The organism is Actinoplanes subtropicus, from assembly GCF_000721705.1.
In the GTDB taxonomy this organism is placed as follows: domain Bacteria; phylum Actinomycetota; class Actinomycetes; order Mycobacteriales; family Micromonosporaceae; genus Actinoplanes; species Actinoplanes subtropicus.
The window spans coordinates 158,350-182,019 of record NZ_JOJL01000004.1 but is presented as its reverse complement, the minus strand read 5'-3'; the positions used below and the strand labels follow the sequence as shown (position 1 = coordinate 182,019).

General features: G+C 72.4%; 28 protein-coding genes. 12 read left to right on the top strand and 16 right to left on the bottom strand.

Annotation, left to right across the window (positions count from 1 at the left end):
- Position 1: 1 nt before the first annotated feature.
- Positions 2-1,432, top strand: coding sequence for an FAD-dependent monooxygenase (locus IH26_RS0106635; protein ID WP_030435218.1), 1,431 nt, complete (start codon positions 2-4; stop codon positions 1,430-1,432).
- A gap of 54 nt (positions 1,433-1,486) precedes the next feature.
- Here the strand turns inward: IH26_RS0106635 and IH26_RS0106630 are convergent, their stop codons facing one another.
- Entirely contained in the window at positions 1,487-2,383 is an 897-nt protein-coding gene (locus tag IH26_RS0106630) for a S1C family serine protease (protein ID WP_030435217.1), read from the bottom strand.
- Between the two features lie 162 nt (positions 2,384-2,545).
- Positions 2,546-2,917: a hypothetical protein gene (locus IH26_RS62010; protein ID WP_157437076.1), complete on the bottom strand. Its 372-nt coding sequence runs from the start codon at positions 2,915-2,917 to the stop codon at positions 2,546-2,548.
- Positions 2,918-3,004: 87 nt separating this feature from the next.
- Here IH26_RS62010 and IH26_RS0106615 point away from each other — a divergent pair, with 87 nt between their 5' ends.
- From IH26_RS0106615 to IH26_RS0106605, 3 genes are all read left to right on the top strand, one after another.
- On the top strand, positions 3,005-3,559 hold the full coding sequence (locus tag IH26_RS0106615; RefSeq protein WP_030435215.1) for a DUF732 domain-containing protein: 555 nt from the start codon (positions 3,005-3,007) through the stop codon (positions 3,557-3,559).
- Positions 3,560-3,632: 73 nt separating this feature from the next.
- Positions 3,633-3,905, top strand: coding sequence for a peptidoglycan-binding protein (locus IH26_RS0106610; protein ID WP_034213933.1), 273 nt, complete (start codon positions 3,633-3,635; stop codon positions 3,903-3,905).
- Between the two features lie 76 nt (positions 3,906-3,981).
- A complete protein-coding gene (locus IH26_RS0106605; RefSeq protein WP_051807625.1) occupies positions 3,982-4,659 on the top strand; it encodes a TIGR03089 family protein in 678 nt (225 codons plus the stop codon).
- Positions 4,660-4,774: 115 nt separating this feature from the next.
- Here IH26_RS0106605 and paaE read toward each other — a convergent pair whose 3' ends face one another.
- Genes paaE through paaN form a run of 8 tightly spaced genes read right to left on the bottom strand, consistent with a single transcriptional unit; the run spans position 4,775 to position 11,750 of the window.
- Positions 4,775-5,833 (bottom strand): 1,2-phenylacetyl-CoA epoxidase subunit PaaE, encoded by a 1,059-nt coding sequence (gene paaE / locus IH26_RS0106600; protein WP_030435212.1) that lies wholly within the window; start codon positions 5,831-5,833, stop codon positions 4,775-4,777.
- A gap of 1 nt (position 5,834) precedes the next feature.
- On the bottom strand, positions 5,835-6,326 hold the full coding sequence (gene paaD, locus IH26_RS0106595; RefSeq protein WP_030435211.1) for a 1,2-phenylacetyl-CoA epoxidase subunit PaaD: 492 nt from the start codon (positions 6,324-6,326) through the stop codon (positions 5,835-5,837).
- Positions 6,320-7,195, bottom strand: coding sequence for a 1,2-phenylacetyl-CoA epoxidase subunit PaaC (gene paaC / locus IH26_RS0106590; RefSeq protein ID WP_030435210.1), 876 nt, complete (start codon positions 7,193-7,195; stop codon positions 6,320-6,322). The genes paaD and paaC overlap by 7 nt, the downstream gene beginning before the upstream one ends.
- 8 nt (positions 7,196-7,203) lie before the next feature.
- Positions 7,204-7,500, bottom strand: a complete 297-nt coding sequence (gene paaB, locus IH26_RS0106585) for a 1,2-phenylacetyl-CoA epoxidase subunit PaaB (RefSeq protein WP_245664966.1) — start codon at positions 7,498-7,500, stop codon at positions 7,204-7,206.
- Complete coding sequence (gene paaA, locus IH26_RS0106580; RefSeq protein ID WP_030435208.1) at positions 7,497-8,459, bottom strand: 1,2-phenylacetyl-CoA epoxidase subunit PaaA; 963 nt, start codon at positions 8,457-8,459, stop codon at positions 7,497-7,499. Before paaA ends, paaB begins: the two co-directional genes overlap by 4 nt.
- Positions 8,456-9,331 (bottom strand): 3-hydroxyacyl-CoA dehydrogenase family protein, encoded by an 876-nt coding sequence (locus tag IH26_RS0106575; RefSeq protein ID WP_030435207.1) that lies wholly within the window; start codon positions 9,329-9,331, stop codon positions 8,456-8,458. Before IH26_RS0106575 ends, paaA begins: the two co-directional genes overlap by 4 nt.
- Positions 9,328-10,065 carry an enoyl-CoA hydratase/isomerase family protein gene (locus tag IH26_RS0106570; protein ID WP_030435206.1) on the bottom strand — a complete coding sequence of 246 codons (738 nt, stop codon included), beginning with the start codon at positions 10,063-10,065 and terminating at the stop codon, positions 9,328-9,330. The genes IH26_RS0106575 and IH26_RS0106570 overlap by 4 nt, the downstream gene beginning before the upstream one ends.
- Positions 10,062-11,750, bottom strand: a complete 1,689-nt coding sequence (gene paaN / locus IH26_RS0106565; RefSeq protein WP_030435205.1) for a phenylacetic acid degradation protein PaaN — start codon at positions 11,748-11,750, stop codon at positions 10,062-10,064. Before paaN ends, IH26_RS0106570 begins: the two co-directional genes overlap by 4 nt.
- Positions 11,751-11,848: 98 nt before the next feature.
- Between paaN and paaI the strand changes: the two genes are divergently transcribed.
- The 4 genes from paaI to IH26_RS0106545 all read left to right on the top strand — a co-directional run bounded on the left by paaI (position 11,849) and on the right by IH26_RS0106545 (position 15,376).
- Entirely contained in the window at positions 11,849-12,220 is a 372-nt protein-coding gene (paaI, locus tag IH26_RS0106560; protein WP_030435204.1) for a hydroxyphenylacetyl-CoA thioesterase PaaI, read from the top strand.
- Entirely contained in the window at positions 12,217-12,807 is a 591-nt protein-coding gene (locus IH26_RS0106555; protein WP_030435203.1) for a TetR/AcrR family transcriptional regulator, read from the top strand. Before paaI ends, IH26_RS0106555 begins: the two co-directional genes overlap by 4 nt.
- A gap of 9 nt (positions 12,808-12,816) precedes the next feature.
- Complete coding sequence (gene paaK / locus IH26_RS0106550; RefSeq protein ID WP_030435202.1) at positions 12,817-14,118, top strand: phenylacetate--CoA ligase PaaK; 1,302 nt, start codon at positions 12,817-12,819, stop codon at positions 14,116-14,118.
- Between the two features lie 79 nt (positions 14,119-14,197).
- The gene (locus IH26_RS0106545) at positions 14,198-15,376 is read left to right on the top strand and encodes a glycoside hydrolase family 3 N-terminal domain-containing protein (RefSeq protein WP_030435201.1); all 1,179 of its coding nucleotides are present in this window, start codon (positions 14,198-14,200) and stop codon (positions 15,374-15,376) included.
- 13 nt (positions 15,377-15,389) lie between these two features.
- On the opposite strand, the gene IH26_RS0106540 is transcribed toward IH26_RS0106545, so the two are convergent.
- A complete protein-coding gene (locus tag IH26_RS0106540) occupies positions 15,390-16,385 on the bottom strand; it encodes a LacI family DNA-binding transcriptional regulator (RefSeq protein WP_034213930.1) in 996 nt (331 codons plus the stop codon).
- 98 nt (positions 16,386-16,483) lie between these two features.
- On the opposite strand from IH26_RS0106540, the gene IH26_RS0106535 reads away from it, so the two are divergent.
- Positions 16,484-17,656: a Gfo/Idh/MocA family protein gene (locus IH26_RS0106535; protein ID WP_030435199.1), complete on the top strand. Its 1,173-nt coding sequence runs from the start codon at positions 16,484-16,486 to the stop codon at positions 17,654-17,656.
- Between the two features lie 10 nt (positions 17,657-17,666).
- Entirely contained in the window at positions 17,667-18,668 is a 1,002-nt protein-coding gene (locus IH26_RS0106530; RefSeq protein WP_030435198.1) for a sugar phosphate isomerase/epimerase family protein, read from the top strand.
- Here IH26_RS0106530 and IH26_RS0106525 read toward each other — a convergent pair.
- Positions 18,615-19,151 carry a hypothetical protein gene (locus IH26_RS0106525; RefSeq protein ID WP_157437075.1) on the bottom strand — a complete coding sequence of 179 codons (537 nt, stop codon included), beginning with the start codon at positions 19,149-19,151 and terminating at the stop codon, positions 18,615-18,617. The two genes, IH26_RS0106530 and IH26_RS0106525, sit on opposite strands and share 54 nt — an antisense overlap.
- Before the next feature lie 77 nt (positions 19,152-19,228).
- On the opposite strand from IH26_RS0106525, the gene IH26_RS0106520 reads away from it, so the two are divergent.
- The gene (locus tag IH26_RS0106520; protein ID WP_030435196.1) at positions 19,229-19,657 is read left to right on the top strand and encodes a MarR family winged helix-turn-helix transcriptional regulator; all 429 of its coding nucleotides are present in this window, start codon (positions 19,229-19,231) and stop codon (positions 19,655-19,657) included.
- On the opposite strand, the gene IH26_RS0106515 is transcribed toward IH26_RS0106520, so the two are convergent.
- Positions 19,647-20,498, bottom strand: a complete 852-nt coding sequence (locus IH26_RS0106515; RefSeq protein ID WP_030435195.1) for an SMP-30/gluconolactonase/LRE family protein — start codon at positions 20,496-20,498, stop codon at positions 19,647-19,649. The two genes, IH26_RS0106520 and IH26_RS0106515, sit on opposite strands and share 11 nt — an antisense overlap.
- A gap of 73 nt (positions 20,499-20,571) precedes the next feature.
- Here IH26_RS0106515 and IH26_RS0106510 point away from each other — a divergent pair, with 73 nt between their 5' ends.
- Positions 20,572-21,213: a maleylpyruvate isomerase N-terminal domain-containing protein gene (locus tag IH26_RS0106510; RefSeq protein WP_211268593.1), complete on the top strand. Its 642-nt coding sequence runs from the start codon at positions 20,572-20,574 to the stop codon at positions 21,211-21,213.
- A 46-nt stretch (positions 21,214-21,259) separates the two neighbouring features.
- Here the strand turns inward: IH26_RS0106510 and IH26_RS0106505 are convergent, their stop codons facing one another.
- The 3 genes from IH26_RS0106505 to IH26_RS0106495 are packed head-to-tail and all read right to left on the bottom strand — an operon-like array spanning position 21,260 to position 23,658.
- Complete coding sequence (locus tag IH26_RS0106505; protein WP_030435193.1) at positions 21,260-21,847, bottom strand: DUF624 domain-containing protein; 588 nt, start codon at positions 21,845-21,847, stop codon at positions 21,260-21,262.
- Positions 21,848-21,856: 9 nt separating this feature from the next.
- Positions 21,857-22,690 (bottom strand): carbohydrate ABC transporter permease, encoded by an 834-nt coding sequence (locus IH26_RS0106500; RefSeq protein WP_030435192.1) that lies wholly within the window; start codon positions 22,688-22,690, stop codon positions 21,857-21,859.
- Positions 22,690-23,658 (bottom strand): carbohydrate ABC transporter permease, encoded by a 969-nt coding sequence (locus IH26_RS0106495; RefSeq protein WP_030435191.1) that lies wholly within the window; start codon positions 23,656-23,658, stop codon positions 22,690-22,692. Before IH26_RS0106495 ends, IH26_RS0106500 begins: the two co-directional genes overlap by 1 nt.
- Positions 23,659-23,670: the final 12 nt, after the last annotated feature.

Here is a 23,670-nt window from a genome sequence, read left to right as displayed (position 1 = left end):
GATGAATTTCGACGTGGTGATCGCCGGCGGCGGCCCTAACGGGCTCATGGTGGCGAGCGAATTGGCACTGGCCGGGCTCCGGGCCGTGGTGCTCGAGAAGCTGACCGAACCGACCGGCGAGCAGCGGGCCAACGGGATGGCCGGGCAGGTCGTCCAGCTGTTCCACCGGCGCGGGCTGTATGGGCGGCTGACCGGGGACCCGTCGCCGCCGGTGCCGGTGCCGCAGTACATGTTCGCGGCGTTTCCGTTGCCGCTGGCGGACTTGGCCGACAATCCGGTCTACACGGTGCTGGTGCCGCAGCGGCGGATCGAGGCGGTGCTGGCCGAGCGGGCCCTCGAACTCGGCGTGGAAATCCGGCGCGGCCACTCGGTCACCGGGTTCACCCAGAAAGACGACTCCATCGTGGTCTCGGTCGACGGCTCGGACGACATCGAGGCCCGTTATCTGGTCGGCGCCGACGGCGGGAAGAGCCTCGTCCGGAAACTGGCCGGCATCGACTTCCCGGGCTTCACCAGCGACCGTACGGTGTCCCGGACCGCCCACGTCACGGTTCCCCCGTCCTGGCGCGATCCGGTCACCGGCGGCCTGCTCGTCCCCGGCTACGGGGTGATCCCGCCGTTCCTGCACCACCGCGCCGAGCGAGGGCTCATCGCCTTCGCCCCGTTCCCGGACGGGCGGACGCTGCTCAGCGTGAACACGTTCGACCTGCCCGAGGGTGCCGAACCTTTCGACCTCGCCGACCTGCGGGCCGCGTCCGCGCACGTCTTCGGTGTGGACATCCCGCTCGGGCCGCCGGCCGGCGACGGGCCGCACCTGCTGCGCCGGCTCAGCGGCGGGCAGACGCGACTGGCCGAGCACTACCGGGCGGGCCGGGTGTTCCTGGTCGGTGACGCCGCGCACGTGCACTCGGCGATCGGCGGCCCCGGGCTCAACCTGGGCCTGCAGGATGCGGTGAACCTCGCGTGGAAACTCGCCGCGTCGGTACACGGGTGGGCGCCGGAGGGGCTGCTCGACACGTACGAGGCGGAGCGGCGGCCGGCCGGCGAGCGGGTCACCATGCACACCCAGGCGCAGCACCTGCTGGTCGGTCCGGGGGCCGAGGTCTCCGCGATGCGTACGCTCTTCGGCGAGTTGCTGGAGGAGCCGGCGGTGCGGCGGCGGATCGCCGAATTGATCGCCGGATCCGACCGCCGGTTCGTGCCCGATCTCGGGGAACTGACGCACTCCGGCCGGCCGCTGCTGGTCGACAACACCGGCACCCTGGCCGCCGTCGCCGCGCCGTGGCGCGACCGGGTCGACGTGGTGACCGCGCCGGTCCCCGGAGCGACCGCGATGCTGGTCCGGCCGGACTGCATCGTGGCGTGGACGTCGTCGTCGGAACACCCGGATCAGGACTCGCTGCGGGCCGCGCTGGCCCAATGGTTCGGCTGACGGGAACCGGCGTGGCCGCCGCCCACGGGGGAAGACGGCGGCCACGCCGGTGGCTCACTGGATCTGGCTCTTCAGCTGGCTGATCACCTTGGTGACGGTGTCGGACGGGATCGCGAAGCCGACCCCGATGCTGCCGCTGTCGCTCTGGCCGGCGGTGGCGATCGCGACGTTGATCCCGATCACGTGGCCGGAGGTGTCGACCAGCGCGCCGCCGGAGTTGCCCTCGTTGATCGCGGCGTCGGTCTGGATCAGGCCGGACAGCTTCTCGGTGCCGGTGTCGACGCTGCGGTCGACCGCCGAGACGATGCCGGAGGTGACCGTGTTCTCCAGGCCGAGCGGGGCGCCGAAGGCGAGCACGGTGTCGCCGATCGCCACGCTGGAGTTGGTGCCGAAGGTCACCGGGGTCAGGCCCGACAACCCGGTCGCCTGCACCAGCGCCAGGTCATTGGTGGTGTCGGTGGCAACCACCTTCGCGGGTACGGTCTGGCCGCTCGACAACCGCACGCTGACCGTCCCCTCCGAGTCGATCACGTGGTTGTTGGTGAGGATCAGCCCGTCCGAGCTGATGACCACGCCCGAGCCCAGCGACTCGGACCGGGCGCCGTCCACCGTCACGGTGACGACGCTCGGCTGCACCGCCTTCACCACGCTCGCCAGGCTGTCGCCGTCGGTGACCGTCGCGTTGGCGTCGGTGGCGACGCTGCTGGTGGTCGTGGTGGCGTGGCCGGCGAGGTACCGCTCGGCCAGCACGCCGCCGGCCGTGCCGCCACCGGCGACCAGCGCGAGCACCACGGCGCCGCCGGCTATCCGGCGCGGCCAGTGGTTGCCGCCGGGGGACTGCGGGATCGCGTACGGGGGCGCGGGCGGCGGCGGGGGCATCGTCCAGTCGTGCCGGTCGCCGGAGTACGCGTCGTCGCTCTGCTCGGTGGGCCGGGTCATCAGGTCGGTCATGGCGACGCCTCGTTTCCGTGGGCTGGTGAATCAACAGTTGCCCGGGAAGTTGTCGGCCACCGGTGAGCGCTCTGTGGGTTCGCTGTATGCGGTGGATCACCCGGTCGGGTCGCGTCACCACCCGCCGGTGGGCGAGCCGGGGCGCGGCCGGACGGCGCGGGCCTAGGGTCGCCGGGTGACTTTCGCCCGTTTTGCCACCGTCGCGGTGCCGTTGCCGCCTCGCGCACCCGCGCCCGGGCCGACCGGTTCGCTCTCCGCCGGGCCGACCGGGTCGCCCGCTGCCAGGCCGATCGGGTCGCCCGCCGCCGGGCCGACCGGGTCGCCCACTGCCGGGCCGATCGGGTCGCCCGCCGCCGGGCCGACCGGGTCGCCCGCCGCCGGGCCGATCGGGTCGCCCGCCGCCGGGCCGATCGGGTCGCCCGCCGCCGGCCTGACCGGCTCACCTGCCGCTGGGCCGACCGGCTCGCCCGCCGCCGGTGTGGCCCCGCCGCCCACTCGGCTCGGCGCGGTCACCGGCCGCGACACCGCGCTCATGCCGGTCTATCCCGCTGGGCGCCGGACCGACCGGCGGGAAACCGCCATGCTGCCGGTCTGCGGCGACGACTCCGCGGAGGCCGGGCGATGAGGCGGACCGGGGTGCTGGGCCGGATCGGGGTGCTGGGCCGGATCGGGGTGCTGGGCCGGATCGGGGTGCTGGGCCGGATCGGGGTGCTGGCCGGGATCGCGGCGCTGTTGGCGACGGCCGGCTGCGGGGCGCCGGGCAGGACCACGGCCGCGCCCGTGCCGGTCGCCTCGGCGGTGACGGTGCTCAACCCCGTACCGGAAAGGACGACGACGTCGGCGAAAGCCGCGGCAACCAGGACTCGCCACGCCTCGCCCGCGCCCCGGACAGCGTCGCCGGCCGGCGATGCGGGCAGCGGGGACGCCGGACTCGACCGGTTCGTCGCCGCGGTGCAGCGGGACCTGCCCGGCGTGGCCCTCGACCGAAGGGACGAGGAGGTGGAGGCGCTCGGCGAACAGGCCTGCGCGGGCCTCGAGGCCGGAAAGACCGACACCGCCGTGGCCGGCGAGATCGGCGCGGAGGATGTGACCGCCGCCGATGCCCGGAAACTGGTGACGCTGGCCCGCTCCACCGCCTGCCCGGGTCGGCCGAAAGTCGGAGAACCGGCTCAGTAACCCGAGACCGTGGTCAGATGTGCGGCACAGCCTTCGTGGGGAAGCTTGAAGCTCCCCCACGAAGGAGGCCGAGATGTCCGCACGAGGAATGCTCAGCGTGGTCGGTACCGCCGTCGGTGGCCTGATCGGCTGGTCCGACGCGCCGCCGCCGGCCGATCCGGAAATTGTGCGCCCCCTGCTCACCGAGGTCGGCGTGCCCGTCGGCGAGTCGCTGGAGGAGGCCGTGCGCACGTTCCAGGAGCGCGTCGGCCTCGAGCCGGATGGCGTGGCCGGCCCGCGCACGGTGCACCTGCTGGCCCGCTACACCAAGGAGATCCGCGAGCTGCGCCTGGGCATGGCCGCCTGACCCTCGATAGGGTGCCCGGCATGGCCGAGTGGCACTTCCGTGAGTCGCCCGCCCACGCCACCGGCGAGGGCCCGGCATGACCGAGTTGCTCGTCTACTGCGACGACGCGACCGGCGAGCGGGTCGGGCTGGGCGCGGCCGAGGTCGGCGAATGGTCGGCGGCCACGGCGGCGCTGCTCACCGAGGAGTGCGGGCTGGCGCCCGGCGACCTGGTCGCCGTGTTGCTCCCGCCGCATTGGCAGACCGCGGTCGTCCTGCTCGGCGCCTGGTCGGCCGGCATGGCGGTGTCGTTCCCCGAGTGGGCGCCGGCGGGTCCGTTCGAGGCGACGTTCGTGGAACGGCGCCGGGTCGGCAGCTGGATCGACGAGGTTCCCTCGGCTCGGCACCAGTTCGCGCTCGGGCCGGGCTCGCCGCTCGCCGACGTGCCGCCGGATTACCGCGACTTCCTGACGGCGGTCCGCCCGCACCTCGGCGCCGCCCCGCCGGCCTGGCCCTCGAACCTGCGGGCAGCATCGGCCTTCGGCGAGTACGAAGCCGTCGCCCTCGAAGTCGCCGCCTCCCAGGGCATCCGGCGCGGCGACCGTGTGCTCATCGATCTCACGACGGCCTCGACTCAGCCGCTCATGTGGCTGCTCGCCCCGCTGTCGGTGGGTGCCTCGGTCGTCCTGTGCGCCAACCTCGCACCCGGCACCGCCGAGACGCGGGCCACCGCCGAGGGAGCGACCCAGGTCCTCCCCCGTTCGCCGATCCGCTGAGGACCTTCGTGCGGTAGCCGAGATCCACAACACCGGGGTAGCCTGCCGCCCAAGCCGCCGGGGACGTTGTTGGGGCGTTCCCGGCGGCCACCCTCACTCCTGCTCCGGGGGATCGTCACTCGTCGAAGGTCACCTCCAGCTTCGGGCTCGCCGGCAGCGACTGGCAGGTCAGCACGAACCCGGCCGCCAGCTCGGCCGGTTCCAGGGCGAAGTTCCGCCGCATCGTCACCTCGCCCTCGGTGACCCGGGCCCGGCACGTCCCGCACACCCCGCCCTTGCAGGCGAACGGCAGGTCGGGCCGCACCCGCTGCGCACCCTCGAGCACGGTGTCGCCCTCGGCCACGGTCACCGTGCTGGCCCGCCCGTCGAGTACCACGGTGACCTCGCTGCTCGGCCCCTCGATCCCACGGTCCTCGCGGCGCGGCTCGGGCGGCATCTCGTCGACCCAGAACAGCTCCCGGTGGATCCGCTCGGCCGGCACACCCCGCTCCTGCAGGACGTCGATCGCGTCGGTGACCATGCCGAACGGCCCGCACAGCCACCAGTGGTCGACCGCGGCGACGTCGATCAGCATCGGCAACAGCGTGCGCAGCTTGTCCGCGTCGAGCCGGCCGCTGAGCAGGTCGACCTCGCGCGCCTCCCGGGACAGCAGGTGCACCAGCTCGAGCCGGGACGGGTGGGTGTCCTTCAGGTCGGCCAGCTCCTCGGCGAACATCACCGTGTCGGCGCGCCGGTTCCCGTACAGGATGCTCACCTGCGCCCCCGGCACCCGCAGCAGCGACGCCGCGATCGACAGCACCGGCGTGATCCCCGACCCCGCCGCGATCATCACGTGCCGGCCGCCGGCGTCGACATCCGGGGTGAAGGAGCCGCTCGGCGGCGCCACCTCCACCGCGTCGCCCACCCGCAGGTCGCGCACCAGCCAGGCGGAGACGATCCCGCCGGGCACCTCGCGCACCCCGATCCGCGGCCGCGCCCCGACCGGCGCGCAGATCGAGTAGCTGCGCCGCTCGTCGTCCGGGTCGGCGGGCCGCCGCACGGTCAGCGACTGCCCCGCCCGGAACGCATACGCCGCGGCGAGCTCCGCCGGCACGTCGAAGGTGACGGCCACCGCGTCGTCGCAGAGCCGCTCGATCGCGGCGACCCGCAGCGGATGGAAGTCGCGTACCACCACGTCAGATCTCCTTCATGTGCTCGAACGGCTCCCGGCACGCCGGGCACCGCCGCAACTCCCGGCAGGCGGTCGCACTGAACGCCGAGATCCGCTCGCTCTCCGCGTGCCCGCACAACGGACAGGCCACCGCTTCCGCTCGTGCGCCGAGCACCAGCGGCACCGGCCCGATCGTCCGCCCCGGTGCCGCGCCGGGCGGCGCGATGCCGGCGGCGGCGAGCTTGGCCTTGCCGGATTCGCTGATCCAGTCGGTGGTCCAGGCCGGAGACAATTGCGTACGCACCGCGGCGCGCCCGAACCCGGCCTCCCGCAGCGCACTCACGATGTCGTCCCGGATCGCCTCCATGGCCGGGCAACCGGAATAGGTCGGCGTGATGGCCACGACCACACCGTCGGCCGTCTCCCGCACCTCCCGGACGATCCCCAACTCGGCGAGCGTGACCATCGGCAGCTCGGGATCGGTCACCGTAGCCACCACCTCGGCCGCGCTCACCACACACCCCCCGGCAGCGCCCGCGCGAGCTCCTGCATCTCGGCCAGGATCTCCCCCAGCTCCGGCCCGTGCTCGCCGTCCCGCCCCTGCGCGGCGGCCGCCGCGCCGGGCAAACCGGTCAAAGTGGCGGCGTCCAGCACCTGGTTCATCGCCTCGTCGAACTCCGCCCGCAGCAGCGCCGGGTCGACCGCCACCCCGGCCGCCGCGAGCCGCGCCTCGATTTCGTGCGTCGAGAACAGCTCGCCGGCCAACGGCAGCACAGCCTCCATCGCCGCCCGCATACGAGCGTGGGACAGGTCGGTGCCGTCGCCGAGCCGGACCACCCACTGCGCCGCGTACTCCCGGTGGTAGGTGACCTCCTTGACCCCCTTCGCGCCGATCGCCGCCAGCACCGGGTCGCGCGAGGCGGTCAACCGGTCGAGCAGCGCGAGCCGCCAGCAGGAGAAGACCAGCAGCCGGGCCACCAGATGCGCGAAGTCCGCGTCCCCGCGCTCGGCCAGCCGCACGTTGCGGAACTCGCCGGCGTCGCGCAGATAGGCCAGCGCGTCCTCGTCCCGCCCCGCGCCCTCCACCTCGCCGGCCCGGCCGAGCAGCAGCCGGGCCTGGCCGAGCAGGTCGAGCCCGATGTTGGCGAGGGCCAGTTCGTCCTCCAACTCGGGCGCGCGGGTCACCCACTGCTGCAGGCGATGCGACATGACCAGCGCGTCGTCGCCGAGCATCAGGCAGTACGCGGCCAGGTCGGCCCGGTCCACGTCGCCGGCGACCGTCGTCGGCACCCCGGCGAGCGGGTCGGCGAAGCCCGTGCCGTACGCCCAGCGGGCATCGTCGTCGTGATCGGTGAGCGCGCCGTAGGCGTCGTCTGCGAAGGACATGGCGAACCTCAGATGTGCGGAACCGAGTCGGGAATGGAGTAATACGTCGGGTGGCGGTAGACCTTGTCGCCGCTCGGGGCGAAGAACGCGTCCTTGTCCTCCGGCCCGGAGGAGACCACGTCGTCGGAGCGGACCACCCAGATGCTGACCCCCTCGTTGCGCCGGGTGTAGAGGTCGCGCGCGTGGTGCAGCGCCATCTCGTGGTCGGCGGCCCGCAGCGACCCGACGTGCACGTGGTTGAGGCCGCGCTTGGCCCGCACGAACACCTCGAACAGCGGCCACTCGTGCCGGATCTCCTCGCTCACGCGCCCGTCTCCCTACGCCTGGTCGCCTTCGCCGCGTGGGCCGCGGCCGCCTCGCGCACCCACGCGCCCTCCTCGTCGGCGCGCCGCCGGTGGGCGATGCGCTCCGCGTTGAGCGGCCCGCCGCCGGCGATCACCTTCTTGAACTCGACCCAGTCGATCTCGCCGAAGTCGTGCCGCCCGCGCTCGGCGTTCCAGCGCAGCTCCGGGTCGGGCAGCGTGACCCCGAGCGCCTCGGCCTGCGGGACGGTCATGTCCACGAACCGCTGCCGCAGCTCGTCGTTGCTGTGCCGCTTGATCTTCCAGGCCATCGACTGCGCGCTGTTCGGCGAGTCGGCGTCGGGCGGCCCGAACATCATCAGCGACGGCCACCACCAGCGGTTCGTCGCGTCCTGCACCATCGCGCGCTGCTCCGGCGTGCCGCTCATCATGGTCATCAGCAGCTCGTAGCCCTGCCGCTGGTGGAAGGACTCCTCCTTGCAGATGCGGATCATGGCGCGCGCGTACGGCCCGAACGAACTGCGGCACAGCGGCACCTGGTTGCAGATCGCCGCGCCGTCCACCAGCCAGCCGATCACGCCGACGTCGGCGAAGGTCAGCGTCGGATAGTTGAAGATCGACGAGTACTTCTGCCGGCCCTCGATCAGCCGCCGCGTCAGGTCGCCCCGGTCGGCGCCGAGCGTCTCGGCCGCCGAGTACAGGTAGAGCCCGTGCCCGGCCTCGTCCTGCACCTTGGCGAGCAGGATCGCCTTGCGCCGCAGCGTCGGCGCCCGGGTGATCCACGCGCCCTCCGGCTGCATCCCGATGATCTCGGAGTGCGCGTGCTGGGCGATCTGCCGGATCATCGTCTTGCGATAGCCCTCCGGCATCCAGTCGCGCGGCTCGACCCGCTGGTCCTTCTCGATCGTCTCGGCGAACGCCCGCTCCCCGGCGGACTCGGGCGCAACGGCGACGTCGCTCATGATTCCTCCCAGCTGAAGAAGCCCTGCCCGGTCTTGCGGCCCAGCTCGCCGCGGGCCACCTTCGCCCGAAGCAGCGCGGGCGGCTCGAACCGGTCGCCCAGCTCGCGCCGCAGGTGCTCGGCGATGGCCAGCCGGACGTCGAGCCCGACCAGGTCGGTGGAGCGCAGCGGCCCCATCGGGTGGCGGTAGCCCAGCTCCATCGCCCGGTCGATGCTGGCGGCGTCGGCCACGCCCTCCTCGAGCATCCGGATCGCCTCGAGGCCGAGCAGCACGCCGAGCCGGCTGGTGGCGAACCCGGGCGAGTCGCGGACCACCACCTCGGACTTACCCAGCCCGGCCACCCAGGAACGCGCGGCCGACCGGGTGTCGTCGCCGGTGGCCGGCCCGACCACGATCTCGACGAGCCGGCTGGCCGGCACCGGGTTGAAGAAGTGCAGCCCGAGGAAGCGCTCCGGCCGGCGCAGCCCCTCGGCGATCCCGGCGATCGACAGCGAGCTGGTGTTGCTGGCCAGCACCGCCTGCTCGCCGACCGCGGCCTCGGCGGCGGCCAGCACCCGGATCTTCAGGGCGGCGTCCTCGGGCACCGCCTCGATCACCAGGCCGGTGCCGGCCGGCAGCGCGGCCGCATCGTCGACCAGGACGAGCCGGTCGAGCACCACGTCGGGCGACTCGGTGAGCCTGCCCTTCTCGGCCGCCCGCAGCAGGCCCATGGCCACCCGATCGCGGGAGGCGACGGCGGCCGCCGGATCCCGCTCGGCCAGGTGGACCACCGCGCCGGCCGCGGCGAAGACCTGCGCGATGCCGGCACCCATCCGCCCGCCGCCGATCACGCCGACCGTCTTGGGCACCGCGGGCGAGACGTCGCCGGTCATGACCGGCCCCCGGCGAGGAAGGCGTCCATCCGGGCGCGCTTGTCGGCGGACTCGAAGAGGATCGCCTGGGCCAGGTCGTCGGTGATCGGGTGGCCGCCGGGCGCGTCGGCGACCAGCTTGGTCAGCCGCAGCGCGAGCGGCCCCGACCGGGCCATCCGGTCGAGCAGCGCGTGCGCCCGCTCCAGCAGCTCGCCGTGCGGGGCGATCTCGGCTACCAGGCCGAGGCGCAGCGCCTCCTCGGCGTCGAGCCGCTTGCCGGCCAGCAGCACCTGCTTGGCGACCGACGCGCCGACCAGCTCGCGCAGCCGCCAGCAGGCGCCGGCCGCGGCGAGGATGCCGAGGCCGGGCTCCGGGTTGCCGAAGACCGCCGCCGGGGAGGCGAGGCGGATGTCGCACGCATACGCCAGCTCCGCCCCGCCGCCCAGCGCGTAACCGTCGACGGCGGCGACCGTGGGCATCGGCAGCCGGGCGATCCGGTCGAACAGCCGGCTGTTGATGCCCTGCAGCGCCTGCTCGCGGCCGCGGTCGCGGAGCTCCCCGATATCCGCCCCGGCCGCGAACGTGCCCCCGTCGCCGGTGAGCAGCAGCAGCCGGGGCCGTTCCTCCAGGCCCGCGCACACCTCGTGCAGCTCGCGGACCATGGCCGCGTTGATGGCGTTGCGCGCCTCGGGACGCGACAGGGTCACCACGACCCGGTCGTCGTGCTCCTCGGCGCGCAGCGTCGGGTGGCTCACGAGGCCTCCGCGGCGGGGACGTGGTGGCGGGACTGCAGGGCGAAGAACCGGCCGGTGACGTAGTAGTCGTCGGTCAGCGAGGCGGTGGCGGCCGGGTTGGCGCCGGTGCCGTGCAGGTCGCTGAACGCCGCCGTCTGGTTGACGAAGACGCCGCCGGTCAGGTTTTCCGACAGGTGCACGCCGGCGTCGAGCGCGGCCTCGCGGGCGGCGTCGAGCACCTCGGGCGAGCTCGAATACACCGCGGCGGTGAGCGCGCCGTGCGCCCGGACCGTGTCGACGAACAGCCGCAGGCTCGCCGGGGTGGAGTCGGTGGCGATCAGAAACGACACCGGGCCGAACCACTCCCGGGTGTAGGTCTTGTCGTCGGCGGCGTCGAGCCGGACCACCACCGGCGTACGGATGGTCGCGTTCTGGAATTGCTCGTCGGCGATCTCGGTCGAGGCGTGCACGACGTTCGGCAGCTCGCTCGCCTCGGCCAACCGGCCCAGCACGCCCTCGTTGACGATCGCGCCGAGCGTGCCGGCCGCGCGTTTCGGGTCGCCGAGCAGCTTGCCCAGCGAAGTGGCCAGGTCGGCGCCGAACTCGTCGAGGCTCTTGTGCCCGGCGTCGGTCTCGATGCCGGCCCGCGGGACCAGGATGTTCTGCGGGGTGGTGCACATCTGGCCGCTGTACAGCGACAGCGAGAAGGCCAGGTTGCGCAGCATGCCCTGGTAGTCGTCGGTGGAGTCGACGATCACCGTGTTGAGGCCCGATTTCTCGGTGTAGACGACGGCCTGCCGCGCATTCGCCTCCAGCCAGTTGCCGAAGTCGCTGGAGCCGGTGAAGTCGACGATGCGCACGTCGGGGTGGGTGGCGAGGGTGGCGGCGATGCCGTCGCCCGGCTCCTCCACGGCGAGGGTGACCAGGTCGGGGCTCTGCCCGGACTCGGCCAGCACCTCGCGGCAGATCTGCACGGTGATGGCCAGCGGCAGGATCGCGCCCGGGTGCGGCTTGACGATCACCGGGTTGCCGGTGACCAGGCTCGCGAACAGGCCGGGATAGCTGTTCCAGGTGGGGAACGTGGTGCAGCCGATCACCAGGGCGACGCCGCGGCCGACCACGGTGGTCGTCTTCTCCAGCCGGAGCGGGTCGGCACCGCGCTGCGGCTTGGCCCAGTCGGCGTCGCGCGGCATGCGGGTGGAGGCGGCCAGCGCATACGCCACCGCCTCGAGCGCGCGATCCTGCGCGTGCGTGCCGCCGGCCTGGAACGCCATCACGAACGCCTGGCCGGTGGTGTGCTGGACGGCGTGGGCGAGCTCGAAGCTGCGCGCGTTGATCCGCTTGATGATCTCGGCGGCGACCCCGGCCCGGCCCTCGGGCCCGGCGGCGCGCCAGGCCGGCGTCGCGGCGCGGGCGGCCGCGACCAGGGCGAGCGGGTCGGCGCGGGGGTAGCTCACGCCCAGCTCGAGGCCGAACGGCGAGCGCTCGGAGGAGACCGAGCCGGACGCGCCGGGCACCTCGATCGGGAACGGCTTGCCCAGCAGGGCGGTGAACGCGCGCTCGCCCGCGGGCGCCGCGTCCTCACCGTAGACGGACTTGCTCGGCGATTCCGGGAAGGCGGACCAGTAGTCCCGCTCGCGGGCGGCCTCGATCGCCCGGTCGAGCAGATCGCGATGCGTCTCGTACAACTCGGTGGGGGTTGTCATCTGCGCTCCATTGCGGTTGGCTGTCCCTATTCTCTACCGAACGATCGGTTGGTAATCAAGCCTCGGAGGTGAACGTGGCACGAACCCCGGCCCACGAGATGTTCGACCGCGACCCCGCGTCCAAGGCGGCCGGCATGGAGCTGCTCGACGCCGGGAACGGGCAGGCCACGGTGCGGATGGCCGTCACCGCCGACATGGTCAACGGGCACGCGATCACCCACGGCGGCTACGTCTTCATGGTGGCCGACACGGCGTTCGCGTGTGCCTGCAACAGCCGCGGCCCGGTGACCGTGGCGGCGGGCGCCGACGTGGCGTTCCTGCGGTCCACACGCGCGGGTGACGTGCTCACGGCGTACGCAAGGGAAAGGGTTGTCCAAGGTCGCAGCGGGATCTATGACGTCACCGTGACCTGCGAGGATGGGGTGGTCGCCGAGTTCCGCGGGCGCAGCCGGACGATCGGTGCGGCATGACCGCGCCCCGGCGTCGCGGGCGTCCCGGCCACGATCAGGACGCGGTGCTCACCGCGGCCGTGCGGCTGTTCAACGAGCGCGGCTACGACGCCACCAGCATGTTCGACATCGCCGAGTCGCTCGGCATCACCAAATCGAGCGTCTATCACCACATCAGCGGGAAGGAGCAGTTGCTGCAAATGGCGATGGACCGGGCACTCGACGGTCTCTTCGAGGCCGCCGAGGAGGTGGGCGATCTCGACCTGCCCGCCCTCGACCGGCTCGAGCGGCTGATCCGGCGCAGCGTGCTCGTGCTGGCCGAGCGCTTCGAGTTCGTGACCGTGCTGCTGCGGGTCCGCGGCAACACGGCGGTGGAGCAGCACGCCCTGGCGCGCCGGCGGGAGTTCGACGCGCTCCTCACCAAGCTGGTGAAACAAGCTCAGATCGAAGGAAGCGTACGTCAGGACGTGGACCCGGCGACCGCGGCCCGGCTGCTGCTCGGCATGGTCAACTCGCTGACCGAATGGTACAAACCGCGCCCCGGCCGCGGTACCGACGCGATCGCCGACGCCGTCGCCGCGATCGCCTTCGACGGACTGCGCCTGTAGGAGGCCGACGTGCAGGATCGTTCCCCCCGCCCCGAGGATCTCGACCCGATCGAGCGGGCCTCGGTCGACGAGCTGCGCGCGCTGCAGCTCGACCGGCTGCGGTGGTCACTGCGGCATGCGTACGAGAATGTGCCGCACTACCGCAAGATGTTCGACGAGCGTCAGATCCACCCGTCCGACCTGCATGAACTCGCCGATCTCGCGAAGTTCCCGCACACCGACAAGGCCGCGCTGCGCGCCAACTACCCATTCGGCATGTTCGCCGTCCCCCGCGAGCGGATAGCCCGCATCCACGCGTCCTCCGGCACGACCGGCCGGCCCACCGTGGTCGGCTACACCGCCGACGACCTGGACACCTGGGCCTCGGTGATGGCCCGGTCGATCCGCGCCTCGGGCGGCCGGCCCGGCGATCGGGTGCACGTCGCGTACGGATATGGCCTGTTCACCGGGGGTCTGGGCGCGCATTACGGCGCCGAGCGGCTGGGCTGCACGGTCATCCCGGTCTCCGGCGGCATGACCGAGCGCCAGGTCCGCCTGATCAAGGACTTCGAGCCCGAGATCATCATGGTCACGCCGAGCTACCTGCTCGCGATCGTCGACGAGATGGAACGCCAGGGCGTCGATCCGCGCGGCACGTCCCTGCAGATCGGCATCTTCGGCGCCGAACCGTGGACCCAGGAGCTGCGCCGCGAGATCGAGGAGCGCCTCGACATGCACGCGCTCGACATCTACGGCCTCTCCGAGGTGATGGGCCCGGGCGTGGCCAACGAGTGCATCGAGAGCAAGGACGGCCCGCACATCTGGGAGGACCACTTCTACCCGGAGATCATCGATCCGCTGACCGGCGAGGTGCTGCCCGACGGCGAGGCCGGCGAGCTGGTCTTCACCTCGCTGACCAAGCAGGCCATGCCGGTGATCCGCTACCGCACCCGCGATCTCACCCGGCTGCTGCCCGGCACCGCCCGCCCGATGCGCCGGATGGAGAAGATCACCGGCCGCTCCGACGACATGATCATCCTGCGTGGGGTGAATCTCTTCCCGACCCAGATCGAGGAGCTGATCTGCCGTACGCCCGCGCTCGCCCCGCATTTCCAGTGTGTGCTGACCCGGGCCGGCCGCCTCGACGCGCTGACCGTCAAGGTGGAGCGCCGTCCCGAGACAGACCCGGAGGTGGCAGCACGGGCGGGCGACGATCTGGTCACCGCGATCAAGAACAACATCGGAGTTTCCGTACGGGTGGAGATCCTCGAGCCGGACGGCGTGGAGCGTTCCATGGGCAAGATGCGGCGCATCGTCGACCTGCGAGGGTAGGCCGGCGGCACTCCCGATCCTGTGCCAAACCGGTGCGCGCGGAAGGCGGCGGCGCGCCGGCGCGTTAGCGTTGGCCGCTATGCGAAGACGGATCATGGCCTGGAGCGCCGCGCTCGCCCTCACCCTCGCCGGGTGCGGGGCGCCGTCCCCGACGGCCGCTCCCCCGTCGCCGTCTTTGCCGGATTCGCCCTCTTCGGCGGAGTCGTCGTCGCCCGCACCGGCGCCGAGCGTCGACTGCGTCACCGCGACGCTCGGCCGGCTGTCGCTCACCGAGCAGGCCGGCCAGCTGCTCATGGTCGGCGTCGAGGTGGACGCGCCGAGCGGGCTCGGCGACACCGTGCGCCGCTACCATCTGGGCGGCGTCTTCCTGCGCGGCCGCAGCGCACGCGACGCGGCCGGGCTGCGGGGCGACATCGCCGCGCTGCAGAAACGGGCCACGGTGCCGCTGCTGGTCTCGCTCGACCAGGAGGGCGGCAACGTCCAGACGCTGAAGGGCGCCGACTTCCCGGCCCTGCCGACGGCCGAGAAGCTCGGCGCCGCGCCGGCCGCGACGATCCGCGCCACCACCCAGGGAAGCGCCCGCCGGCTGGCCGGGATCGGCGTGAGCATGAACCTGGCGCCGGTCGCCGACACCGTCCCCGCGTCGCTCGGCGAGGCGAACCCACCGATCGGGTTCTGGCACCGGCAGTTCGGCTCCGACCCGGCCCTGGTCGCCGCCGACCTCCGCACGGTGGTGCCGGCCAGCCAGGACGCGGGGGTGCTGACCGCGCTCAAGCACTTCCCGGGGCTGGGCCGGACGCGGGCGAACACGGACACGTCGGCCGACGCCGTCGACGCCACGACGACCGCGAATGATCCCTACCTCGAGCCGTTCCGGGCCGGCATCGAGGCCGGGTCGTCGGCGGTGATGATCTCCTCGGCCCGCTATCCGAAGCTCGACGGCGACACGATCGCGGCGTTCTCCGAGCCGATCGTGACCGGGCTGCTGCGCGACGGGCTGGGCTTCGACGGGCTGATCATGTCGGACGACCTGGGCGCGGCAAAGGCGGCGGGCGGCGTGCCGGTCGGCGAGCGGGCGGTACGGTTCGTCGCGGCCGGCGGCGACGAGGTGCTCACCATCCGGCCGCCGGACGCGGCGCCGATGGCGGCGGCACTGATCGACCGGGCCGGGCGCGACGCCGCCTTCCGTTCCCGGGTGACCGACGCGGCCCGGCACGTCCTGCAGGCCAAGGAGCGAGCCGGCCTGCTGCGCTGCTGATCAGGGCCGCTGATCAGGCGGACCGTGGTGGTGCCGTGCTCCCCCGCACCACCAGATGGGGGACCAGCACCGTCTCCGTGCGGAAGGTGCGGCCGGCGTCGAGACGGGAGACGGCCGCCTCGACCGCGCTGCGGGCCTGGGCCGGGGCGTCCTGGTTGACCGAGGTCAGGTCGATGTGGGCGAGGCGGGCCAGCGTGCTGTCGTCGTAGCCGACCACCGAGACCTGACCCGGCACGTCGACGCCGGCCCGCACGAACGCGTCCATCACGCCCACCGCGAGCCGGTCGTTGGACGCCACCACGGCGGTCGGCAGCACGTGTTCGGCGACGATGCGCCGGCCCGCCCGTACGCCCCCTTCTTCGGTGTGATCGCCCGGCAGGACCTCGGCGACCAGCCCGGCCCGGCGCATCGCCCGGCGATAGCCGCGGCGGCGCCCGGCCGCCACCGCGCCGCGGCCGCCGTCCACGAACGTGATCCGGTCGTGCCCGAGCGTGATCAGGTGGTTCAGCGCGGCGTCGACGCCCACGTCCTCGGCCGGGCGGACCACGTCGACGGCGGCGCCGGCCACCGGGCGGCCGATCACCACGCAGGGCACCTGGGCGGCCAGCTTGTCGAGCTCGTCGTCGGACGCATCCGGCCCGAGCAGGATCAGCGCCTCGCAGCGGAAGTCGAGCAGGGTCTCGATCGCGCGCGGCTCGTCGCGATCGCGGGTGAGCGTGGACAGCACCACCTCGTAACCCGCCCGGTCGGCCTCGATCTGCACCTCCTCCACCAGCTCGGCGTGGAACGGGTTGCGCACGTCGAGCAGCACGCCGAGCAGGTGCCGGCGGCGGCGGGCGAGCAGGCTGGCCGTGCGGTCGGCACGGTAGGACAGGTCGGCGGCGGCCGCGAGGACCCTTTCCCGGGTCTCGGCGCTCGGGCCCGGCTCCCCGCGGAGAACGAGGGACACCGATGCGGTCGAGACGCCGGCGCGCGCGGCGACGTCGGCCAGTCGCGGTCGCTGATCCACTGATTCACTCCCGGCGAAGGCCTTGACAGACAACGAGATCGACTCAGATAGTACAGGAGCTTAAAGCGCTTTAAATCCATCGCCCCTGGAGGTCCCCCATGACCCAGCCGTCGTCCATCGGCGTGGCGGTGATCGGGGCCGGCATGGTCGGCCGCGCCCACGCCAACGCCTATCGCAACGCCGCCACCGTGTTCGGCCTCGACCTGCCCGCCCCGCGGCTGGTCGCGGTCGCCGACCTGCACGAGCCGTTCGCCGCCGACGCGGCCGCCCGCTACGGCTTCGCCCGCGCCGAGACCGACTGGCGCGCCGTCGTCGAGTCCCCCGAGGTCGACGCGGTCAGCGTCGCCGTCGCCAACAACCTGCACCGGGAGATCACCGAGGCCGCCCTGGCCGCCGGCAAGCACGTGCTCTGCGAGAAACCGCTGGCCCCCTCGATCGCCGACGCGCAGGCGATGGTCGAGGCGGCGGCCGCCGCGCCCGGCCAGGTCGGCGCGGTCGGCTTCACCTTCCGCCGCTCCCCCGCGATCAACGCGATCAAGCAGCAGGTCGAGGGCGCCCTCGGCCCGGTCCGCCACTTCGTCGGCAACTACTGGTGCGACTACGGCTACGATCCGGGCCGCCCGATGAGCTGGCGCTATCTCGGCGGCCCGGGCAGCGGCGTGCTCGCCGACATCGGCAGCCACCTGGTCGACCTCGCCGAGTTCTTCTGCGGCCCGACCGCCGGCGTGCAGGGTGCCACGATGGCCACCCTGGTGCCGGAGAGGCCCCGCCCGCTCGGCGTCGCGGTCGGGCACGCCGGCGGCGTCCAGGTCAGCGACGAGCGCGTCCCGGTGGAGAACGAGGACGTCTGCACCTTCACGACGTCGTACGCGAGCGGCGCGGTCGGCACGTTCTCGCTGTCCCGGGTCGCCTTCGGCCACGCCAACACGCTCCGGATCGACCTGTTCTGCGAGAACGGGACGGCCTCGTTCGACCTGACCCGCCCGGCCGAGTTCACCATCGCCGACCCGGGCCCGGCGACACCGGTCAACGGCGTACGCACCGTCTTCATCGGCCCCTGGCACCCGTATCTCGCGCAGGGACTGCCGATGGACTTCCCCACCGTCGGCCACGGGCAGAACGACTTCTTCGTCTACCAGGCCCGCGCGTTCCTCGACCAGATCGCCGGCTCGGTCACCCTCCCGCCCTGCCCCGATATGGCGCACGGCCTGCACAACCTGCGCGTCCTCGACGCCGTCGTGTCCGCCACCGACAAGCCCGTCCAGCTCTGAGGAGTCCACCGTGAAACTCGGCGCCTACACCGCCTGCCTGCACGACCGTCCCCTCGACGAGACCCTGAAGATCCTCGGTGAGCTGGGCCTGACCAGCGCCGAGATCAACACCGGCGGCTTCATCGGCACCCCGCACATCCCGATCGATGACCTGCTGTCCAGCCCCGGCGCCCGGGAGGACTACCTGGGCCGCTTCAGCCAGGCCGGCATCACCCTGACCGGGCTCAACGTGAACGGCAACCCGCTCAATCCCGACCCGCTGGTCGGCCCCCAGCACGCGGCCGACCTGCGCCGCACCATCGAACTTGCGGGACTTCTCGGTGTCCGGCGGGTGGTCACCATGTCCGGCCTGCCCGCCGGCCACCCCGGCAGCAGCACGGCGAACTGGGTGGTCAACCCGTGGGACAGCCAGTGGCTGGACGTCCTGGAGTACCAGTGGACCGAGGTGGCCGTTCCGTTCTGGTCCGACATCCAGGCCCGCGCCGCCTACGCCGACGTGAAGGTCTGCATCGAGATGCACCCGCACAACCTGGTCTTCAACCCGCCGACGCTGCAACGGCTGGTCGAGCAGACCCGGGCCACCCACGTCGGCGCCGAGATGGACCCGAGCCACCTGTTCTGGCAGGGCATCGACCCGGTCGCGGCCGTGGAGTATCTGGGCGACCTGGTCTTCCACGCCGCCGCCAAGGACACCCGGATCAACGAGGAGAACGTACGCCGCTTCGGCGTCCTGGACGACCGATTCACCCGTACGCCGGCCGACCGCAACCCGCTGAACCTGGGCGGCCGCAACACCCTCAACCAGTGGCCCACCCAGCCGTCCTGGCAGTTCGTGGCGGTCGGGCGGGGGCACGGCGAGGAGTTCTGGGCGCCGTTCCTGCGCGCGCTGCACGCGGTCGACCCCGAGATGGCGGTGAACATCGAGCACGAGGACACCGAGCTCGACCAGATCGAGGGCCTACGCCAGGCCGCGGTCAACCTGCTCGCCGCCGCCGAGGCCGCGGGCGTCTGACCCCGCCAGGCGCCGGTCCAGCTTGCGATACGCGCCGAAGAGAAGGACCCCGGTCGTGGCGGTCAGCGCCATCCGCAGCACGTTGAGGAGGTTCCAGCTCCAGGCGTAGCCGGTGAGCCGGTGCGGGTCGGCGACGTCCTGGGCGCCGAAGAGCCTGGTCACCACGGTGGCCACGATGAGCGCGTTGAGTGCCGTCAGGAGCAGGGCGACGAGGCCGGCTCGGCGGTAGTCGGCGCGCAGCGCCGGGTCGCGGTTGAACACCGGCAGCGCCCAGGCGAGTGCCACCGGAATCACCGTCAGCGGAATGAAGTAGAGGGTGGGGCTGGTGTTGACGAAGAACTCGTTCAGCCGGGTCATCTGCGTGGGCGTGTCGGTCACCCAGTTCGGCGAGAAGACGACCGCCTCGTAGAGGTTGCCGAAGAACCAGTACGCCAGCCCCAGGACGGCGACCAGCGTCAACCTCCGCTGCCAGTGTGGCGTCATCGCCGGCTCCCGTCACCGCGGCCACCATCAGGTGCCTGATAGTACCATCAGGCACCTGATGGTGCGAGGATGCGGCCATGGCAGAGACGTTCGTCCCGATGGATCCGAACGCCCAACTCGGCTACGTGCTGGTCCGTTGCGCGGAGCAGATGGCGCGGGCGTGGCATGAGGCGCTGCGCGAGCACGGCGTCAACCCGCGGCAGTTCAGCATGCTGGCCGCGCTGGCCCACGATCCCGGGATCAGCCAGGGCGAACTCGCCCGCCGCGTGCTGGTCACCCCGCAGAGCCTCGGTGAGTCCCTGACGCGCCTGATCGACGCCGGACTGATCGGCCGGGGAATTGTCGAACGCGGCCGCCCGGCCCAGCTCTCGCTGACCGCTGCCGGGCGCGAGGTGCTGACCCGGGCGTATCCGGTGGTGAGCGCGCACCAGGACGAAGCCTTCGCGGCACTCACCGACAGGGAACGAACCGACCTGGCCCGCATCCTCGGCAAACTCATGCGCTGATCCGCCGGGCGCCCGGCACCGCGACCGGAAGCGTCAGGATCTCTCCCGTACGAGGCCCGGCGGTCAACCGGCCGAGGTTGTCGCCGACGCTGTCGGCGGAGCGCCATTCGGCCGTCAACAGGAAGAGGGTCCGCCCGTCGGGGCCGCCGAGGGCCAGCGCGAACGGTGCCCGGTCCTCGGCCAGTTCGACGCGTTGCAGGACCTTGCCGCCCTCGGCGACGCGGACGACCGCGGAACCGCCGGTCGAGACCCAGACGGCGCCCTCGGCGTCGAGGCAGATGCCGTCGGGGCCGAGGCCGTCCGCGAAGACCCGCCGGTGGGAAAGCCCACCGTCCGGGTCGATGTCGAACGCGGTGAGTCGCCCCGCGAACGACTCGGAGACGATGAGCGTACGGTCGTCCGGCGTCACGACCATGCCGTTCGGGAACTGGATGTCCTCGGCGACCTGCCGGATCCGGCCGTCCGGCGTGACCAGCTTGACATAGCCCGGCCGCGGCGCCTCGCCACCGGCGAAGTTGAAGTCCGCACCGTTCAGATAGGTGTTTCCGCGCCCGTCCACGACGATCTCGTTCGCGGCCTGGTCGGCCAGAACGGTCACCGACCCGTCCGGCTCCCGGCGCCTCAGTTTGTCGCCGGTGATCAGCTGCCGGCCGTCGGGCAGCCAGTCGATGGACCACCCCATCAGCCGCTCGACCGGCGCCGCGGCAATCTCCTTCGTACCGTCCAGGCCGACGGCCACGATCTGCTGCTCGATCCAGTTGCAGAACCACAGCCGCCCGTCGTGCCACCGCGGGGACTCCGGAATCCCCAGGCCATCCAGCAAGACTTTCCGTTCGGGCATCACGCCACCTTCCTTCCTCACCCTCTACACGAACGGGGACCGGCCCGTTCGACATCGCCAGTAAGGTCGGTGGGTGATCTCCGATACCGGACAGGCGTACCTCGAGGCGGCCTCGGCCACCGCGGATCTGCTCGCCGCGCCGCCGGTCGCCCGCGACTGGTCGCGGCCGAGCGCGCTGGACAAGATGAGCGTCGGCGGGCTCGCCGCGCACCTGGGGCTGCAGGTGGTCAACGTGCCGCTGGCCCTGGACCAGGAGGTTCCGGAGGAGGCGCCGCTCGGGCTGCTCGAGCACTACGCCCGGGTGGCCTGGCTCGGCGCCGACGTGGACAGCGACGCCAACAGCGGCATCCGCGCCGGCAGCGAGGAGCAGGCCGCCGCCGGTGCCGCCGCCCTGGTGACCCGGGTGCGAGCGGCGGTCGAGGAGCTGCGGTCGCGGCTGGCCGCCGAACCGCCCGGCCGGGTGGTACGCCTGCCCTGGACGGGCTGGTCGCTGGCGCTGGACGACCTGCTGGTCACCCGCATGATGGAGATCGCCGTGCACGCCGACGACCTCGCGGTCAGCGTCGGGGTGGAGCCGCCGCCGCTGCCCGACGCGGTGCTGGAGCCGGTGCTCGACCTGCTCACCCGGCTGTCCGTCCGCCGGCACGGCCCGACCGCGGTGCTGCGCGCGCTCAGCCGGGCCGAGCGGGCGCCCACCTCCATCTCAGCCTTCTGAACCGTGCCGCACGGGTCCGCCCGTACGGCCCGCCACGGCGTACATCTCAGCCTTCTGAACCGAGCCCCGCCGGGCTGACCATCCGGCGCGCGACGGCGTGCAGGGCGAAGAGGGCGAAACCGGCGAGGACCGGCACCAACGCGGGGTGGACCAGCGTGGCCAGCAGGGCCGCCACCGCCAGTACCGCCGCGGACGCCACTGCGGCGAGCGGCTGGCTCAGGGCCAGAGTCAGCGCCTCGCGGGCCGCGCCGCGCTCGCGGTCGCCGGCCAGCACCGCGACGAGGCCGGCGTACCCGGCCGCCAGGGCCGCCGCGGTCAGCACGGCGGCCAGGGCCGGCCCGCCGCCGGGGACGGCGCCCCGGCGCAGGCCCGCGACGTCGAGCACGATCAGCACGACCGCCACCGCCACCGCCGGCCCGGCGACCAGGCCGGGCACCAGGCGGGCGCGGAAGGCCTGCCAGCAGTCGGCGAACGACGGCCACCGGCCCTTGGTCGTCACCGAGTGGATCGCGGTGCTGCCGGTGGCCACCGCCGCCCCCGCCGTGACCAGCGGGAGCGACAGCAAGGTCACCACGATGCCGAGCAACGCCAGGTCCGCCGCGAGCCGCAGCGAGTTGCGCCAGTCGTACGACATGGTCGGTTCTCATCCCTTCAGCCCGCTGGTGTTGATGCCCTCGACGAGCAGCCGCTGGAAGGCCACGAAGAAGAGGAACACCGGAACCAGCGAGAGCAGCGACATGGCGAACATCGGGCCGACCGAGCTCTCGCTGGTCGAGTCGATGAACAGGGTCAGCGCCACCGGCGCGGTGTAGTCCTTGAGCTGCGACAGGTACACCAACTGCCGGAAGAAGTCGTTCCAGGTCCAGATGAACGAGAAGATCGCCGTGGTGACCAGCGCCGGGCGGCTCAGCGGCAGGATCACGTGCCGGAAGACGCTGAACGGGTTCGCGCCGTCGATCACCGCGGCCTCGTCCAACTCGCGCGGGATGCCGCGCATGAACTGGACCATCAGGAACACGAAGAACGCCTCGGTCGCCAGGAAGTGCGGCACGATCAGCGGCAGGTACGGGAAGTCGCCGCCGACCAGGCCGAGGGTCCGGAAGAGGATGTACTGCGGGATGATCAGCACGTGCCCGGGCAGCAGCAGGGTGCCGATCATGAGGGCGAACCAGAAGCCGCGCAGCCGGAACCGCAGCCGGCCCAGGGCGTACGCGGCCAACAGGCAGGAGATCGTGTTGCCGAGCACGGTCAGGGTGGCCACCATCGCGCTGTTCAGGAAGAACCGGCCGAAGGCCACGTCGAACTTGTGCCAGCCCTCGGCGAAGTTGCCCGGCGTGAACTGGTGCGGGACCAGGCCGATGTTGCTGGCGATCTCGGCCGGCGACTTGAACGACGTGCCCAGCATCCAGAACAGCGGATACAGCACGATCGCCAGGATCAGGATCAGCGCCGACAGGCGCACCACCTTCGAGCGCATCACCGCACCTCGGAGTCGGAGTAGTGCACCCAGAACCGGCCGGTGCTGAACAGCACGACGGTGATCAGGCCGACCACCAGCAGGAACACCCACGCCATCGCGGAGGCGTAGCCCATGTTCAGGTCGACGAAGCCGGCTTTGTAGAGGTGCAGCGTGTACATCAGAGTGGAGTCGACCGGGCCGCCGGTGCCGTTGCTGATCACGAAGGCGGACGTGAAGCCCTGGAAGCCGTGGATCGTCTCCAGCACCAGGTTGAAGAAGATCACCGGGGACAGCAGCGGCAGCGTGATGTGGAAGAACTTGCGCCACGCCCCGGCGCCGTCCACCGAGGAGGCCTCGTACAGCTCGGTCGGCACCTGCTTGAGGCCGGCCAGGAAGATCACCATGGGCGCGCCGAACTGCCAGATGGCCAGCAGCATCAGCGTGGGCAGCGCCCAGGTCGGATCGTTGATCCACGCCTTGCCGGTCAGCCCGAAGAAGGACAGGAAGGCGTTGAACGCGCCGTCGCCGGAGAACATGCCGCGCCACACGATGGCCAGCGCCACGCTGCCGCCGAGCAGCGAAGGCAGGTAGAACAGGCCGCGGAACAGCGCGATCCCGCGCATGGTCTTGTTCAGCAGCATCGCCACGCCGAGCGCGGCGGCGAGCTTGAGCGGCACGGCGATCACCGCGAAGATCACCGTTACCCGTACGGCGTGCCAGTACGACGGGTCGGCGGTGAACATCCGCCGGTAGTTCTCCAGGCCGACCCAATTCGATTCGGTCACCGGGATGAGCGGGCTGTAGTCGGTGAAGCTGAGATACAGCGAGAGCAGCATCGGGATAGCGGTGATCCCCAGCAGCCCGAGCAGCCACGGGGAGAGGAAGAGGTAGCCGGCCAGGTCCTCGCGGCGCCGGCGCCGGGCCACCCGGCCCCGCCGATGAGCGGCGGGAACCGGGGGCACGGGCTCGGTCGGACGGACCGGCATCTGCGCCATGGT